Annotated in this window: 9 protein-coding genes; 5 read left to right on the top strand and 4 right to left on the bottom strand. The window is 71.4% G+C overall.

From position 1 onward, the window contains the following. The first annotated feature begins 230 nt into the window (after window positions 1-230). On the top strand, window positions 231-434 hold the full coding sequence (locus OG395_RS32310; protein WP_327246069.1) for a hypothetical protein: 204 nt from the start codon (window positions 231-233) through the stop codon (window positions 432-434). Between the two features lie 106 nt (window positions 435-540). Here OG395_RS32310 and OG395_RS32305 read toward each other — a convergent pair whose 3' ends face one another. The 4 genes from OG395_RS32305 to OG395_RS32290 all read right to left on the bottom strand — a co-directional run bounded on the left by OG395_RS32305 (window position 541) and on the right by OG395_RS32290 (window position 6,123). After that, complete coding sequence (locus tag OG395_RS32305) at window positions 541-1,485, bottom strand: hypothetical protein (protein ID WP_327246068.1); 945 nt, start codon at window positions 1,483-1,485, stop codon at window positions 541-543. A 402-nt stretch (window positions 1,486-1,887) separates the two neighbouring features. Beyond that, window positions 1,888-2,994, bottom strand: a complete 1,107-nt coding sequence (gene prfB, locus OG395_RS32300; protein ID WP_266985053.1) for a peptide chain release factor 2 — start codon at window positions 2,992-2,994, stop codon at window positions 1,888-1,890. A 78-nt stretch (window positions 2,995-3,072) separates the two neighbouring features. Beyond that, window positions 3,073-4,311: a serine/threonine-protein kinase gene (locus OG395_RS32295; RefSeq protein ID WP_327246067.1), complete on the bottom strand. Its 1,239-nt coding sequence runs from the start codon at window positions 4,309-4,311 to the stop codon at window positions 3,073-3,075. Window positions 4,312-4,467: 156 nt separating this feature from the next. Beyond that, on the bottom strand, window positions 4,468-6,123 hold the full coding sequence (locus OG395_RS32290; RefSeq protein WP_327246066.1) for a serine/threonine-protein kinase: 1,656 nt from the start codon (window positions 6,121-6,123) through the stop codon (window positions 4,468-4,470). A gap of 478 nt (window positions 6,124-6,601) precedes the next feature. Between OG395_RS32290 and OG395_RS32285 the strand changes: the two genes are divergently transcribed. The 4 genes from OG395_RS32285 to OG395_RS32270 all read left to right on the top strand — a co-directional run bounded on the left by OG395_RS32285 (window position 6,602) and on the right by OG395_RS32270 (window position 14,257). Continuing rightward, complete coding sequence (locus OG395_RS32285; RefSeq protein ID WP_327246065.1) at window positions 6,602-10,336, top strand: FHA domain-containing protein; 3,735 nt, start codon at window positions 6,602-6,604, stop codon at window positions 10,334-10,336. Window positions 10,337-10,627: 291 nt separating this feature from the next. Then, on the top strand, window positions 10,628-11,995 hold the full coding sequence (locus tag OG395_RS32280; protein ID WP_327246064.1) for an ABC transporter substrate-binding protein: 1,368 nt from the start codon (window positions 10,628-10,630) through the stop codon (window positions 11,993-11,995). A 4-nt stretch (window positions 11,996-11,999) separates the two neighbouring features. Then, a complete protein-coding gene (locus OG395_RS32275) occupies window positions 12,000-13,385 on the top strand; it encodes a carbohydrate ABC transporter permease (RefSeq protein WP_327246063.1) in 1,386 nt (461 codons plus the stop codon). Beyond that, complete coding sequence (locus tag OG395_RS32270) at window positions 13,382-14,257, top strand: carbohydrate ABC transporter permease (protein ID WP_327246062.1); 876 nt, start codon at window positions 13,382-13,384, stop codon at window positions 14,255-14,257. Before OG395_RS32275 ends, OG395_RS32270 begins: the two co-directional genes overlap by 4 nt. The last annotated feature ends 149 nt before the right edge of the window (window positions 14,258-14,406 follow it).

The following is a 14,406-nucleotide window of genomic DNA, read 5'->3' as shown; positions in this document are numbered from 1 at the left end:
ATACGCGAACCGGGCTCAGCCGTGCAGGCGCGCGTCCCGTGATGGGCGATTTATGGCGGAACGGAACCGGGTGGGGGCGCAACCGGAACCGGAACGGACCGGGTGTTCTCCGGCGGGCCGCGCCGAATTCCGCGCAACCTGGCACAGTGGAGGGGGAACGGATGCGTTTCCATGAGCGTTGTGCGGAGAGAAGGCGTATGCGGCTCCGCCGCGCGGGAGGAGGAAAGCGCATGACCTATGACCGACTGGTGTGCGCAAACTGCGCGGCGCCTGTCAACGAGGGCCGATGCCCCGTATGCCGGGCCAGCCGCGCACGGCTGCAGGAGCAGGATCAGGGCCAGGGACCGTTCGCGGGGCTGAGCCCGGCGATGCTGATCGCCCTGTTGGTGGTGCTGGTGGGCGCGCTGGCGCTGCTGGCGCACCAGACCGTGTAGCTGTCCGTAGCCGCCCGTACGGCGGGAGTGAGAATCCGCGGAAGGGCCCGGGACGTGATGTCCCGGGCCCTTCTGTGTACGTAGGTGTACCAGACGGCCGCAGGCCTTAGGCGACCGTACGACCGTTCACCAGACGCGGCAGGATCCGGAAGCCGATGCCACCGGCGATCATCGTCGCGGCGCCGACCAGCAGGAACGTGGTCTCGGCCGCGCCGGTCTCGGCGAGCTCGTCCTTGCCCTTGCCCTGCTCGACCGGCTGGTTGCCGACCGAGTCGGTGTCGGTGTTGTCCGCGCACTGGGCGCCGTCGAGGTCGACGGTGCAGGTGCCGACGTCGCCACCGGTGGAGTCGTCGCCACCGGAGCCACCGTTGCCGTTGCCGCCACCGTTGCCGTTGCCGCCACCGTTGTCAGCGGCACCACCGTTGTCGGCCGCACCACCGTTGCCGTTGCCGCCACCGTTGTCGGCCGCACCACCGTTGCCGTTGCCGTTGCCGCCACCGTTGTCAGCGGCACCACCGTTGTCGGCCGCACCACCGTCGCCGTTGCCGCCACCGTTGTCGGCCGCACCACCGTCGCCGTTGCCGCCACCGTTGTCGGCCGCACCACCGTCGCCGGCACCGCCACCGTTGTCGGCCGCACCACCGTCGCCGTTGCCGCCACCGTTGTCGGCCGCACCACCGTCGCCGGCACCGCCACCGTTGTCGGCCGCACCACCGTCGCCGGCACCGCCACCGTTGTCGGCCGCACCACCGTCGCCGGCACCGCCACCGTTGTCGGCCGCACCACCGTCGCCGGCACCGCCGTCGGAGGTCGTACCACCCTGACCTCCGTTGTCACCGCCGCCGGCCGCGTCGCTCTCGCCGTTCTCGCTACCGAGTCCGGCGTCGATACCCAGGCCGCTGTCGTCGGCCTGCGCGTTGACGGAGAGACCGCCAATGTTGACACCGATGCCGACGGCCTGCGCCGCGCCGGCAGCGGTCAGCGAGGCACCCGCGGCGATTACCGCACCTGCGGCTATCCGCGCGACGCGTACTCGCGTCTTCTTGGTCATCTGCTGCTACCCCCAGTAGCTGTTCTCGTCAGTGGAGCAGCCATATGCGGGCTCACGGCTCTGCTGGGGTTGCGCACTCGGCCGGGGCCACGTCGTGCCGTAGCCAAGCCGCCCTCCCCGTTCACACCCGTCCCAGACATACGCATGCTGCAGTAGCACCCTGTCCAGAGATAAGGACTACGTCAAGCCCGTTCCGTGCAATGTGCACCGTTTTGCTGCCGGTTGACCGTCATTCAGAATCACGACTGTGACGCAGTCACCATGGCGCCCACGCAACTCGCAGCCCCAACTCCCCTTCCCGGGACGGAATTCCGTGCGCCGGCCCGGCAGGGCCGGCTACCGAAAACGGCGGTGCCGGAACCCCTTGAGGAGCCCGGCACCGCCGTTCGTGCGCTTCGGTGGTTACTTCTCGCGCTGCTTCCGCCAGCGGATGCCCGCCTCCAGGAAGCCGTCGATCTCACCGTTGAAGACCGCTTCCGGGTTGCCGATCTCGAACTCCGTACGCAGGTCCTTGACCATCTGGTACGGGTGCAGGACGTACGAACGCATCTGGTTGCCCCAGGAGTTGCCGCCGTCGCCCTTGAGCGCGTCCATCTTGGCCTGCTCCTCCTGACGGCGGCGCTCAAGGAGCTTCGCCTGGAGGACGTTCATCGCGGACGCCTTGTTCTGGATCTGCGAACGCTCGTTCTGGCAGGAGACGACGATGCCGGTCGGCAGGTGGGTCAGGCGCACCGCGGAGTCGGTCGTGTTGACGCCCTGGCCACCGGGACCGGAGGAGCGGTACACGTCGACGCGGAGCTCGGACTCGTCGATCTCGATGTGGTCGGTCTGCTCGACGACCGGCAGCACCTCGACACCCGCGAAGGACGTCTGGCGACGGCCCTGGTTGTCGAAGGGCGAGATCCGGACGAGCCGGTGGGTGCCCTGCTCGACGGAGAGCGTGCCGTAGGCGTACGGGATCTGGACGGCGAAGGTGGTCGACTTGATGCCGGCCTCTTCCGCGTACGACGTCTCGTAGACCTCGGTCTTGTACCCGTGCCGCTCGGCCCAGCGGATGTACATGCGCTGGAGCTTCTCGGCGAAGTCGGCGGCGTCGACGCCACCGGCCTCGGCACGGATGTTGACCAGCGCCTCACGGGAGTCGTACTCGCCGGAGAGGAGGGTACGGACCTCCATCTCGTCGAGCGCCTTCTTGACGGACTCCAGCTCCCGCTCGGCCTCGGCGAGGGCGTCGGCGTCGCCCTCGTCCTCGGCGAGCTCGAAGAGAACCTCAAGATCGTCGATACGGCCGCGGAGGGCCTCGGTCTTGCGGACCTCGGCCTGGAGGTGCGAAAGCTTGCTGGTGATCTTCTGCGCCGCCTCCGGGTCGTCCCAGAGGGACGGCGCCGCCGCCTGCTCCTCGAGCGCGGCGATGTCCGCCCTCAGCGCCTCGAGGTCCAGGACGGCCTCGATCGACCCCATGGTCGAGGAGAGGGACTTCAGCTCTTCGGAAATATCGACGACTGCCACGGGTCCAGCGTAACGGCTGTCGGCCCGGACCATCCCCGGGCCGTCCTTTCCGCGGGGATCCGTGCAGTCGCGGCGCGGTTACGGAGCCGCCGGGGCCGAGTTCTTCGTGTCCTGCGGAGTCGCGTCCGCGTCGTGGCCACCGAAGGCCAGCCAGCCGCCCACACCCAGGGCCGCGCACAGCACCAGCGCCACCGCCCCCAGCGTGATGCGGCGCTTGCGGATGGCCGCCGACTTGTTCCGCGCCGAGCCCGGACGGGGCTGGCCCGGGGCGCGGGGGGCCCGGGCGGTGCCCCGGGGGCCGCCGGAGAGCTCGTCGGGGCCCGGCACGCGCATGCTGGTGTGGGTGTCCCGGTTGGAGTCCGGGGAGGCGCCGGGGACCAGCGGGACCGCGCCGCGACGGCGGGGTTCGTCGGGGGCCGGGGTGTACTGCTGCTCGTCGTAGGGCTGGGGTTCCGGTTCGGCGTCCGGCTCGTCGACGTCCAGGGGCGGGATGCCGGCCAGGTGCGGGAGCTGCTCGCGCAGACGCGCCGCGAGCTCGGAGGCGCGCAGCCGGGAGGCCGGGGCCTTGGCCAGGCACTGCACCAGGAGCTGCCAGAGCTCCTCGGGGATACCGGGAAGCGGGACCACGGTCTCCGTGACGTGGCGGCGCAGCACCGCGCCTGGGTGGCCGCCGCCGAAGGGTGTGAAGCCCGCGAGGAGCTCGTACAGCACCGTCGCGAGGGCATAGATGTCGACGGCGGCGCGCGGCGGGAGGCCCTCGACGATCTCGGGGGCCAGATAGTCCGGCGTACCGATGATCTTCGTGGCCTTGGTGCGGCGCGGGGTGTCGATCAGCTTGGCCACGCCGAAGTCGGTGAGCAGCGCGGGATGCGAGCCGCCGGGGCCGAACGGGCCCTCCATGTCGAGCAGGATGTTCTCCGGCTTGACGTCGCGGTGGACCACTCCGGCGGCGTGCGCGGCCGCGAGGCCGTCGGCGACGTCCGCGATGATCGCGACCGCTGCCTCGGGGGCGAGGCGGCGCTCGCGGTCGAGGCGGGTGCGCAGATCCGTACCGCGTACCAGGTTCATGACCAGCGCCAGGTCGTTGCCGTCCACGACGAGGTCGTGGACGCCGACGATGTGCGGATGGTCGAGCCCCAGCAGCGCGGTGCGCTCCTGGACGAAGCGTCCGACCAGCTCCTGATCGGACGCGAGGTCCTCACGGAGCAGCTTGATGGCGACGGGGCCCTCAGGACCCTCGCCGAGCCACACCGTGCCGGCGCTGCCGCGCCCCAGGATCTGGTGGGCGGTGTACCGGCTGCCGATATTCCGTGCCAAGACTGCTCCCTCAGCGGCTGGCGTTGGACCCCCGGTCGACAAAGTTACGCGGCGATCGGGGTGTTACGTGCCCTGGATGGCGCCAACCTTCACTTCTGCGGGCGAAATCGTCCCGTAGAAGTCGACATAGCTACGAAGTTGGTGATGCGGGCTCTGTCAGGGGCCACTGCTGCTGCCCAGTTTCGAGAGCCAGTCGGTGACGGAGGAGACCGCGTCGCCGATCGCGTTCCAATAGCTCTGACCCTGTCCGATCCAGTCCTGCAACGGCGTCAGTTCCCAGATCAGCCAGCCCGCGACGAAGAGCAGCACCACCGTGAACAGGCAGCCCTTGAGGCAGCCGAGTCCCGGGATCTTCATCGGGTTGGCGCTGCGCTGCCTCGGCTCGCGGGGCTGGCGCGGGGCCGGCTGCTGGGGCGCCGGCTGCTGCGGAGGTGCGTACTGCTGCCGCTGGGGCTGGGGGTGTTGCGGTTGCTGGCGGCGCTGGGGGTACTGCTGGGGTTGCTGTTGCGGGTACTGCTGACGCTGCGGCTGCGGCGGGTACTGCTGCTGGTGCTGCGGAGCCTGTTGCGGCTGCTGGCGCTGCGGCCGACGGCGGAGCGGATCCTGGCTCGGGTCGAGGTACTGGACCTGCGTCTGTTCGTTGCGGTCGCGGGCCGCCTGCAGCTGGGACTGCCACGGGTGCGGGCCGTCGGGCTGCGGCGGACCGTCGGGGCGCTGCGGTACGGGCGGCATGACCGCGGTCGGGTCGGCGTGCCCGCCCTGGCCCTGCCCCGGTCCGTACCCCTGGCCGGGTGAGTGCTGCATGACGCTGGTCGCCGCGTTCGGGTCGTACGCACCCGCATTGTTCGGCAGCACCTGCGTCGGGTCGGCCGCGCTGGGGGTCTCCGGCACGGCTGCGGGCGCCGGGTCGGGCGCGAGCAGGGCGCCCACGCCGTCGGCGGCCGCGATCTGCGCCGAGGTGGCGTGCACACCGATGCCGGCCGCGACGGTACGCAGGCCGTGGGCCAGGTTCTCCGCGCTGGGCCGTCCGTCCGGGTCCTTGCTCAGGCAGCGCTCTATGACCGTCCAGAGCGGCGCCGGGACGGTGGTGGGGCGGCGGGGCTCCTCACTGAGGTGCCGGTGCAGGACCTCGAGGGCCGTGCCGCCGGAGAACGGCGGGCGCCCGGTGACCAGCTCGTACAGCAGGATGCCCGCGCCGTAGATGTCGACGGCGGAGGTCTGCGGACGTCCCTCGGCGGACTCCGGCGCCACGTAGGCGGGCGTGCCGACGAACTCATGGGTCCGGGTCAGGCCCGGGGAATCGGCGAGCCGCGCGATGCCGAAATCGGTCAGCATCGGATGCATCTGGCCGTCGCGCTCGGACAGCAGGACGTTCGCCGGCTTCAGGTCGCGGTGGACGACACCGTCGGCGTGGCTGGCGGCGAGCGCGTCCGCGATCTGGGCGGTGAGGAGCGAGGCGGCTACCGGGGTGAGCGGGCCGTTCTCACGGAGGTAGCGGTGCAGGTCGGGACCGTCGACCAGATCCATCACGAGGGCGAGGAGATCGCCCTCGACGACCAGGTCGCGGGTGCGCACGATGTTCTCGTGGGTGAGCCGCAGCAGCACGGATCGCTCGCGCAGGAACCGCATCACCACGTCCGCGTCGTTGGCGAGCTCCTCCTTGAGGACCTTGATTGCCACGGTCTCGCCGGGCTGGCCGGCGACGGCCGCCTCGGAGCCTGCGGTCTCCCGCTGGCGGGCGCGCCAGACGGTGCCCGTCGCGCCGCGTCCCAGCGGCTCTTCGAGCAGGTACTTGCTGCCTACCGGCCGCACGTCATGCGCTCCCTGCTGATCGTGGTGCTTACGGCCCCCCGGGGCCCGCCCCGGGGGTTTCCGGCCCACTCTAATGCCGCTCCAGGGGCTTCGAACGGGTCACCGGTCGGTCACCTTCCGGTCGTGGACGAGGTGTGAGCCATCATGTCCGAAAGAAGACGCCCACACCGAACAGATGGTTGCCGCACAAACGTTCGCCTGGCCGGATTCCGACGGTTGCCCCGCTTCCGTGCGCGGCTCCGGGTACCGCCGCAAGCAGGCACTTTTGGGCCCACAGCCGACCTTTCAAGATCACTTAGAGGTGGCCCCCGGGCGTGTTGTCAGCGGCAGGTGCGAGGATGCCTCCAGCACGGAACTGTGGGGTCGGAGCCTCGCGGTACGTGACGACCTGTACCGGACGACGCGTCGGTGCCGGGTGGGGGAATCACAGGGCGTTTCCCCTGCCGGGCACCCCGCGCAGAAGGGACCGCTGACGGCGATGCAGATCCGGCTGACCGTCCTCGCGCCGCGCAGCGGCCAGACCCCGGCGCGCGCCTGCGACGTGCTCGTCACCGCCCCCGCGGGGACGGCACTCGCCACCGTGGCCTCCAACCTGGCCGCCGCCGTCTCCGGGCCCGACGGCTCGCTCGGCAGCGGAGCGGTGGTGCTGTTCGCCGGCCGCGACCGGCTCGACGCGCAGCGGTGCGCGCTCGGCGAGCCGCCGCTGGTCGACGGCGCGGTGCTCTCGCTCCAGGTCCCCGGGGAGGACGAGACGGCGGCCGACGCCGTTCCGGCGCAGTTGCACGTGGTCGCGGGGCCCGATGCGGGCGGCGTCCATCTGCTGCACGGCGGACAGATACTGATCGGCCGGTCCGCCGACGCGGACGTCCCGCTCGACGACCCCGATGTGTCCCGGCTGCACTGCGCGGTGACGGTCTCCGACGACGGCGCGGTCTCGGTCGCCGACCTGGGCTCCACGAACGGCACCTCGCTGGACGGTACGGAGGTCCGCGACCGCCCGGTCCGGCTGAGGCCGGGCGCGCTGCTGCGGCTCGGCGAATCGACGCTCCGGCTGACGTCGGGCTCGCCCACGCCGTCGCTGGCAACTGCGCCGGACGGCGAGGGGCATCTTCGGGTCGCACGGGCGGCGGGCAACCTCGCGGCGGAACCGGACGGATACGCCACCGGTCACGCCCACGCTGTACGCGTGGGCGCCGCACCCGTGGCCTACGAGGGCGGCGCGCCGGCCGGGTCGGACGACGGGGGCGCACGGGGCACAGCCCGGCGGGCGTCCGGTCGATTCCCGGACGACGAGACACCCCGGCGCGGCGGGATAGGGGCCTGGGCGCGCAGGCTGGCGGGGAACAAGGGCGAGCCGGTACACGAGGCGGCGCCCGACGAGGCGGGGGCGGTGGGCCTGCCGGGCCCGCTCGCGTCCGTACCGCGGCCGCGCTCGTCCTCGGCGGGGACATGGCCCGACCCGGCGGCCGTGCTGCTGACCGCGCTCGGGCCCGGACCCCGGCTGTGGGAGCGCGACGCCGAACACCCCGAGGCGCTCGTGGTCCGGCTCGGCACCACGGACCGGGCGGAGCTGCCCGCAGTGCCGGTGACCGTGGGACTTCGGGAGGCCGGTTCGCTGGGGCTCGCCGGTCCGCGGGAGCGGCTGGCCGGGCTCGCCCGCTCGACGGTGGCGCAGCTCGCCGCGCTGCACTCCCCGGCCGACCTGGAGATCGTGCTCATCAGCACGGACCGTGCCCGCAGCGCCGACGAGCGCAGGCGCGAGTGGGCATGGCTCGGCTGGCTGCCCCATCTGCGGCCGATGCACGGGCAGGACTGCCGGCTCCTGCTCGCGTACGACCGTGAGCAGGCGACGGCGCGCACGACGGAGCTGATGCGCCGGCTGGACGACGGGCCGCTCGGCACCGGCTGGGCCAGCGTCGACCGGAGCACGGTCGCCGAGACCGCCCAGCGGTACGAGGGGCCGTACACCGTGGTGATCGTCGACGGTGACCCCGGATCCGCGGTGCTGCGCGAGACCACGGCCCGGCTGGCCGCCGCGGGTGCGGCAGCCGGGATCCATCTGATCTGTCTGGCCGAGACGCCGGCCGCGTCGCCCAGCTCGCCCGTCGCGGCGACTTACGAGGCGGCCTGCCATGCGTCGATCGCGTTCCGCGAGTGCGGAGCGGTGGCGATGCTGAGCGGCGACGTGGCGACGGCGCTGCGGCTGCTGCGCACAGCGGGCGGACAGGCTGCGGGCCACGGCACCGTGGCCGCGGTGGACGCGGTGTCGTTGGCGTGGGCGGAGCGGTTCGGGCGCGCGCTGGCACCCCTGCGTACGGAGGGTCGGGCGACGGCGCCCGGCCGCCCGCCGGCAGCAGCCCTCCCCCGGTCCGCCCGGCTGCTGGACGAACTGGGCCTGGCCAGAGCCACCCCGGCTTCCCTGATGGCCCGCTGGGCCTCGACCTCCGAGACCCAGCCGGGGGCAACGGTGCGTGGGGCGGAGAGCTGGAGCGGCGGTGGCGGCGTGACTGTTTCCGCCGGTGCCGTCGACCCGGAGGCGGCAGCCGTGGAGGCCCGCGGTTCGGGCCGTACGACATACCCGGGCAGCACGGGCCCTCGCGTGGGGGCACACCTCACCGTGCCGGTCGCGGGCCCGGCGGGTGCCGGCGCCCAGGGGTCCGATGAGGACTACGGACCGGGGTCGGGGCGCACCGCAAATCCCGGCAGCGAGTCGTCGGGCTCGGGCCGTACGCCGTACCCGGGGAGTGAATCCGCCTGGTCCGGCCGCACGCCGTACCCGAACGGTGAGACGTCCGGCACGTCCGGCACATCGGGCCGCACCCCGTACCCCGGGACGGCGAACGACACACACGCAGGCACGTCACGACATGCCTTCGGCCGCGACGAGGGCCGCACAGCGGCCGGCTCAGGCCGCACCCCCTACCCGGGCACGGACAGCCTGGGTTCCGGCCGCATCCCGTACCCGGACACCGACCAGTCCGGCTCGGGCCGCACCCCCCACCCCGCCGCGCCCGCACCCCGCGTCGGTGCGCAGCGTTACGGCGGCGCGTACGGCGACTTCGCCGGCTCCCGCGCCGTTCCCGGGGCGGAGCATTCAACGGCCACCGGCACGCCCATGGCCGCCACCGCCGCGGCCGCCACCGCAACCTCGCCCCCACCCGCCCCCACCCCCGCCTCCGCCGGGCGGCCCGTCGTCGTTCTCGGGGCCGGGCCCAGGGGCGCAGTCAGTGTCGATCTGGCCGATGAAGGACCCCACCTCCTCATCGAGGGCCCCGCCGGCAGTGGACGTACGGAGTTGCTGCGAGCAGTCGCCGCCTCGCTGGCCGCTGCCGCGCGGCCCGACCGGCTCGGCATCCTGCTGGTCGACGGAGCCGGTGGTGAGCGCGGCGAAAGCCTGCACCCCTGCGCGGAACTCCCGCATGCGTTCACCCATTTGGTCGCCTCCGATCCGGTCAGAATGCGCGAGTTCGCCCAGGCCCTGGGCGGCGAGCTGAAGCGGCGGGCCGAGCTGCTCGGGCGGCTCGACTTCAACGACTGGCATGCCCGGCACGACGTGGCGCAGCAGACGGCCGGCCGACGCGCCCCCAGCACCGCCGAGCAGCGCGGTGAACTGGACCCGGCGATGAGCGGCACGCTCCGGCTGCGGCCCGCCGCCGCGCGGTCCGCGGATCCCGGTCCGTCGCCGCTGCCCCGGCTCGTCGTCCTCGTCGACGACTTCGACGCCCTGGTCGCCCCCGCACTCGGCAGCCCGGGACGGCCCGCCGCCGGTTCGGTCGTACGGGCGCTGGAGTCCGTCGCCAGGGACGGCGGCCGGCTGGGCGTGCATCTGGTCGCGACGTCCGCCCGAGCCGACCGCACGGAGGACACGGAGCTTGCCCGTGGGGCGCGGCTGCGCGCGGTGCTCGACGCACCCGTCGTCACACCCTCGCCGGAGGATCCGGCACCCGGCCGCGGCCGGCTGGGGCATCCGGACGGGCGGGTGACGCCGTTCCAGGGTGGTCGGGTCACGGGCCGCATTCCGCGCACCGCGACCCTGCGGCCCACCGTCGTCCCACTGGAGTGGGAGCGGATGGGCGATCCGCCGACCCGGCGCCCGGTCCGGGAACTGGGCAACGGACCGACGGACCTCGCGCTGCTGGCCAGCGCGCTGGAGCGGGCCGCCCGTTCGGTGAACGCCGAGCAAATAGCTCCGCTCACGCCCTACCACTCCTGAGGGGTCCTCACCCCGGTCGCCGGTGCGTCCTCGACCTCCCCCATGGCCTCAAGGGCATGGGAGGTGCCCCTCGACGGGCTTCATCCGCAAGCCCGTCCGGCGACCAGAAGGAGACTGACTTCACGTCACGAGCCCATCACAATCGATCAGTTGGGGCTGAAAGCGGTATTGCGGCGTCCGTGCACCGGGCGTAGGACTGTGCGCACAGGACGACCTGATGGACGAGCGGCACCGCCGACCCACCGGCGGTCCCGCCCGTCCGTTCACGCGCACAGGAGAGACGGGGCAGCGATGCGCACAACGCTTCGGATTCGCAGGGCCGCGATGGTGTTCACCGCCGTCGGCGCACTGGCCCTCACCGGCTGCGGCGACGACGGCGGCAGCGGAAAGGGAAAGACGAGCGGAGGGTCCGGCAGTGACGAGCCGAGCTCCTCGGCCGTCGCACTGCCCAAGCTGGACGGCGAGAAGATCTCGGTCGCGGCCGTCTGGACCGGGCCCGAGCAGGCCAACTTCCTCAAGGTCCTCAAGGAGTTCGAGAAGCGCACGGGCGCCACGGTCACCTTCGTCCCGGCGCAGGACCCTATCGTCAACTTCCTCGGTACGAAGATCGCGGGCGGCCAGCCGCCGGACGTCGCGATGATCCCGCAGGTGGGTGCGATCAAGCAGGCTGTGGAAAAGAAGTGGGCCAAGCCGGTCGGCGCCGACGCGAAGGCGCAGCTGGCGAAGAACTACGCGAAGGTCTGGCAGGACCTCGGCGCGGTGGACGGCACCCAGTACGGCGTCTACTTCAAGGCCGCCAACAAGTCCCTGATCTGGTACAACGCCAAGGCGTTCGAGAACGCGGGGGCGAGTGAACCGAAGACCTGGAAGGACTTCATGGCGACGGCCGAGACGGTCTCCGCCTCGGGTGTCACCCCGGTCTCGGTCGGCGGCGCGGACGGCTGGACGCTCACCGACTGGTTCGAGAACGTCTATCTCTCCCAGGCGGGCCCGGAGAAGTACGACCAGCTGGCGCAGCACAAGATCAAGTGGACCGACCCGTCCGTCAAGGACGCGCTGACGACGCTCGCCGAACTCTTCGGCAAGCCGTCCCTGATCGCGGGCGGCGCCGACGGTGCCCTGCAGACGGAGTTCCCGGCCTCGGTCACGCAGACCTTCACCGGCGGTGACCAGCCGAAGGCCGCCATGGTCTTCGAGGGCGACTTCGTCGGAGTCAACATCGCGCAGACCAAGGCGAAGATCGGTACGGACGCCAAGGTGTTTCCGTTCCCGGCGGTCGGCGCCGAGTCGCCCGTCGTGACCGGCGGCGACGCGGCAGTGGCGCTGAAGGACAGCAAGGGCGCCCAGGCCCTGCTGACCTGGCTGGCCTCGGCCGATGCCGCGAAGATCTGGGCCGAGCAGGGCGGGTTCATCTCGCCGAACAAGTCCCTGGACCCCGCCGCGTATCCGAACGAGGTGCAGCGCACCATGGCGAAGGCGCTGATCGCGGCCGGTGACGCAGTCCGGTTCGACATGTCCGACCAGGCCCCGCAGTCGTTCGGCGGGACGCCCGGGAAGGGCGAGTGGAAGACGCTCCAGGACTTCCTGAAGAACCCGAAGGACATCGCGGGGACCCAGGCGAAACTGGAGTCCGACGCGGCCAAGGCGTACAAGAGCTGACGGGATGACGACAGCGACAGCGGGGGGCGCCGACGCGGTGCCCCCCGCCGACAAGCGTCCCCTTGAGCGCTCAGGGCGCCCTGATCCCACAAGCCCGCGCCGGAGTGTGACCGGCACCCGGAAGATCATCGCGACGCTCTTCCTGCTGCCCGCGCTGGTGCTGCTCGGTGCGCTCGTGGTCTATCCGATCGTGTACTCCGTCTACCGGTCGTTCTTCGACCAGTCGGGTACGGGCTTCGCCGGCCTCGACAACTACAAGACGCTGTTCACGGACGACACCATCCGCACAGCGGTCAAGAACAACGCGATCTGGGTCGTCTTCGCGCCGACGATCTCCACCGCGCTGGGGCTGATCTTCGCGGTGCTGACCGAGCGGATCCGCTGGGGCACGGCGTTCAAGCTGATCGTCTTCATGCCGATGGCGATCTCGATGCTGGCAGCAGGCATCATCTTCCGACTGGTGTACGACCAGGCGCCGGAGCGGGGGGTCGCCAACGCCGTCTGGGTGGGTGTGCACGACACGTTCGCGGAGTCGGCCGGCTATCCGAAGGCGCATCCGCTGCCGGTCCATCCGCTGAAGGCGGGCGGCGGCGGGTCGTTCGTCACGAAGGCGCCGGTACGGGCCGGCGTACCCGTGCGGTTGCCGCTGGTCGGTGTGGCGCCCGCGAAGATGCCGACGGACGCGAAGCCTGCGAAGGCGGCCCCGCCGGAGTCCGGGAAGGTCACCGGCACCGCGTGGCTGGACTTCACCAAGGGCGGCGGCGGGAAGCCCAATGTCGTCGACGCCAAGGAACTCGGCCTCAAGGGGCTCAAGGTCGAGGCGGTCAAGGACGGCAAGGTGGTCGGCTCGGCGACGGCCGCCGCGGACGGTACGTTCACCCTGCCCGTCTCCGCCGACGGCGCCCTGCTCAAGCTCCCCGCATCGAACTTCAGGGAGCCGTACAACGGGGTCGACTGGCTCGGCCCGTCCCTGGTGACGCCCGGGATCATCGGGAGTTACGTCTGGATGTGGGCGGGCTTCGCCATGGTGCTGATCGCGGCGGGCCTTGCGGGTCTGCCGCGTGAACTCCTCGAAGCGGCCCGGGTGGACGGGGCGAACGAGTGGCAGGTGTTCCGCCGGATCACCGTGCCGATGCTCGCGCCCGTCCTGGCGGTGGTGCTGGTCACTCTGATGATCAACGTGCTGAAGATCTTCGATCTGGTCTTCATCATCGCGCCGGGCTCCTCCCAGGACGACGCGAACGTCCTGGCGCTGCAGCTGTACCGGTCCTCGTTCGGCACGGACGCGGATCTCGGGATCGGCAGCGCCATCGCCGTACTCCTGCTGCTGCTGGTGATCCCGGTGATGATCTTCAACATTCGGCGGATTCGGAAGGAGGGGCGCCGATGACCACGCCTACGGCGAAGGCGACGCAGTCCCTCGGCTCACGGATCGCGGCCCGCACCGGCGGCGGCGCGATGCGGTTCTTCCTCATCCTGGTGGGCCTGTTCTGGCTGATGCCGACCATCGGGCTGCTGCTCTCCTCGTTGCGCGGCGCCGACGACATCGCGGCGACCGGCTGGTGGAAGGTCTTCACCGCCCCGTCCGAGCTCACCTTCGACAACTACAGCCGACTGCTGGACAATTCGACCATCACCCACTCCCTGCTGAGTACGGTCATGATCACCGTGCCCGCGACCGTCCTGGTCGTGGTGATCGGTTCACTGGCCGGGTACGCCTTCGCCTGGATGGACTTCCCCGGCCGCGACTGGTGGTTCCTGCTGGTCGTCAGTTTGCTGGTGGTCCCCGTGCAGGTCGCCCTCGTCCCGGTCTCCAAGCTCTTCGGTGAAATCGGGATCTTCGAGACGACCTTCGGCGTGATTCTCTTCCACACCGCCTTCGGGCTCCCGTTCGCGATCTTCCTGCTGCGGAATTTCTTCGCGGAGATCCCACGTGAACTCCTGGAGGCGGCACGGCTCGACGGGGCCGGCGAGATCCGGCTCTTCACCCGGGTCGTGATGCCACTGGGCGGTCCGGCGATCGCCTCGCTGGGGATCTTCCAGTTCCTCTGGGTGTGGAACGACATGCTGGTCGCCCTGATTTTCGCGAACTCCGACTCCCCGCCGATCACCGTGGCGCTGCAGCAGCAGGTGCGGCAGTTCGGCAACAACATCGATGTGCTGGCGCCCGGCGCCTTCGTCTCGATGGTGATTCCGCTCGCGGTGTTCTTCGCCTTCCAGCGCCAGTTCGTCTCCGGCGTGATGGCGGGCGCGGTGAAGTAAGCGCACACCGAACCGACCGGAATCATCAGATGGACGTCAACGTGGGGCGGGTCCCGTTACCCATAACGGGACCCGCCCCACCTGGCACTTCGCGCGAATGCCACGTTCGGCGTAACCCTCGCACCCCATCGGCCGTTTGCGGACCACCC

The organism is Streptomyces sp. NBC_01320 (assembly GCF_035974375.1).
Classification (GTDB): Bacteria; Actinomycetota; Actinomycetes; order Streptomycetales; family Streptomycetaceae; genus Streptomyces; species Streptomyces yanii.
This window is presented reverse-complemented; position numbering and strand designations above follow the sequence as displayed.

Bases quoted from the DNA above. Each gene is read 5' to 3' on its own strand.
- OG395_RS32310 (WP_327246069.1), top strand. From the start codon at position 231: ATGACCTATGACCGACTGGTGTGCGCAAACTGCGCGGCGCCTGTCAAC.
- OG395_RS32305 (WP_327246068.1), bottom strand. From the start codon at position 1,485: ATGACCAAGAAGACGCGAGTACGCGTCGCGCGGATAGCCGCAGGTGCG.
- OG395_RS32285 (WP_327246065.1), top strand. From the start codon at position 6,602: ATGCAGATCCGGCTGACCGTCCTCGCGCCGCGCAGCGGCCAGACCCCG.
- OG395_RS32280 (WP_327246064.1), top strand. From the start codon at position 10,628: ATGCGCACAACGCTTCGGATTCGCAGGGCCGCGATGGTGTTCACCGCC.
- OG395_RS32275 (WP_327246063.1), top strand. From the start codon at position 12,000: ATGACGACAGCGACAGCGGGGGGCGCCGACGCGGTGCCCCCCGCCGAC.
- OG395_RS32270 (WP_327246062.1), top strand. From the start codon at position 13,382: ATGACCACGCCTACGGCGAAGGCGACGCAGTCCCTCGGCTCACGGATC.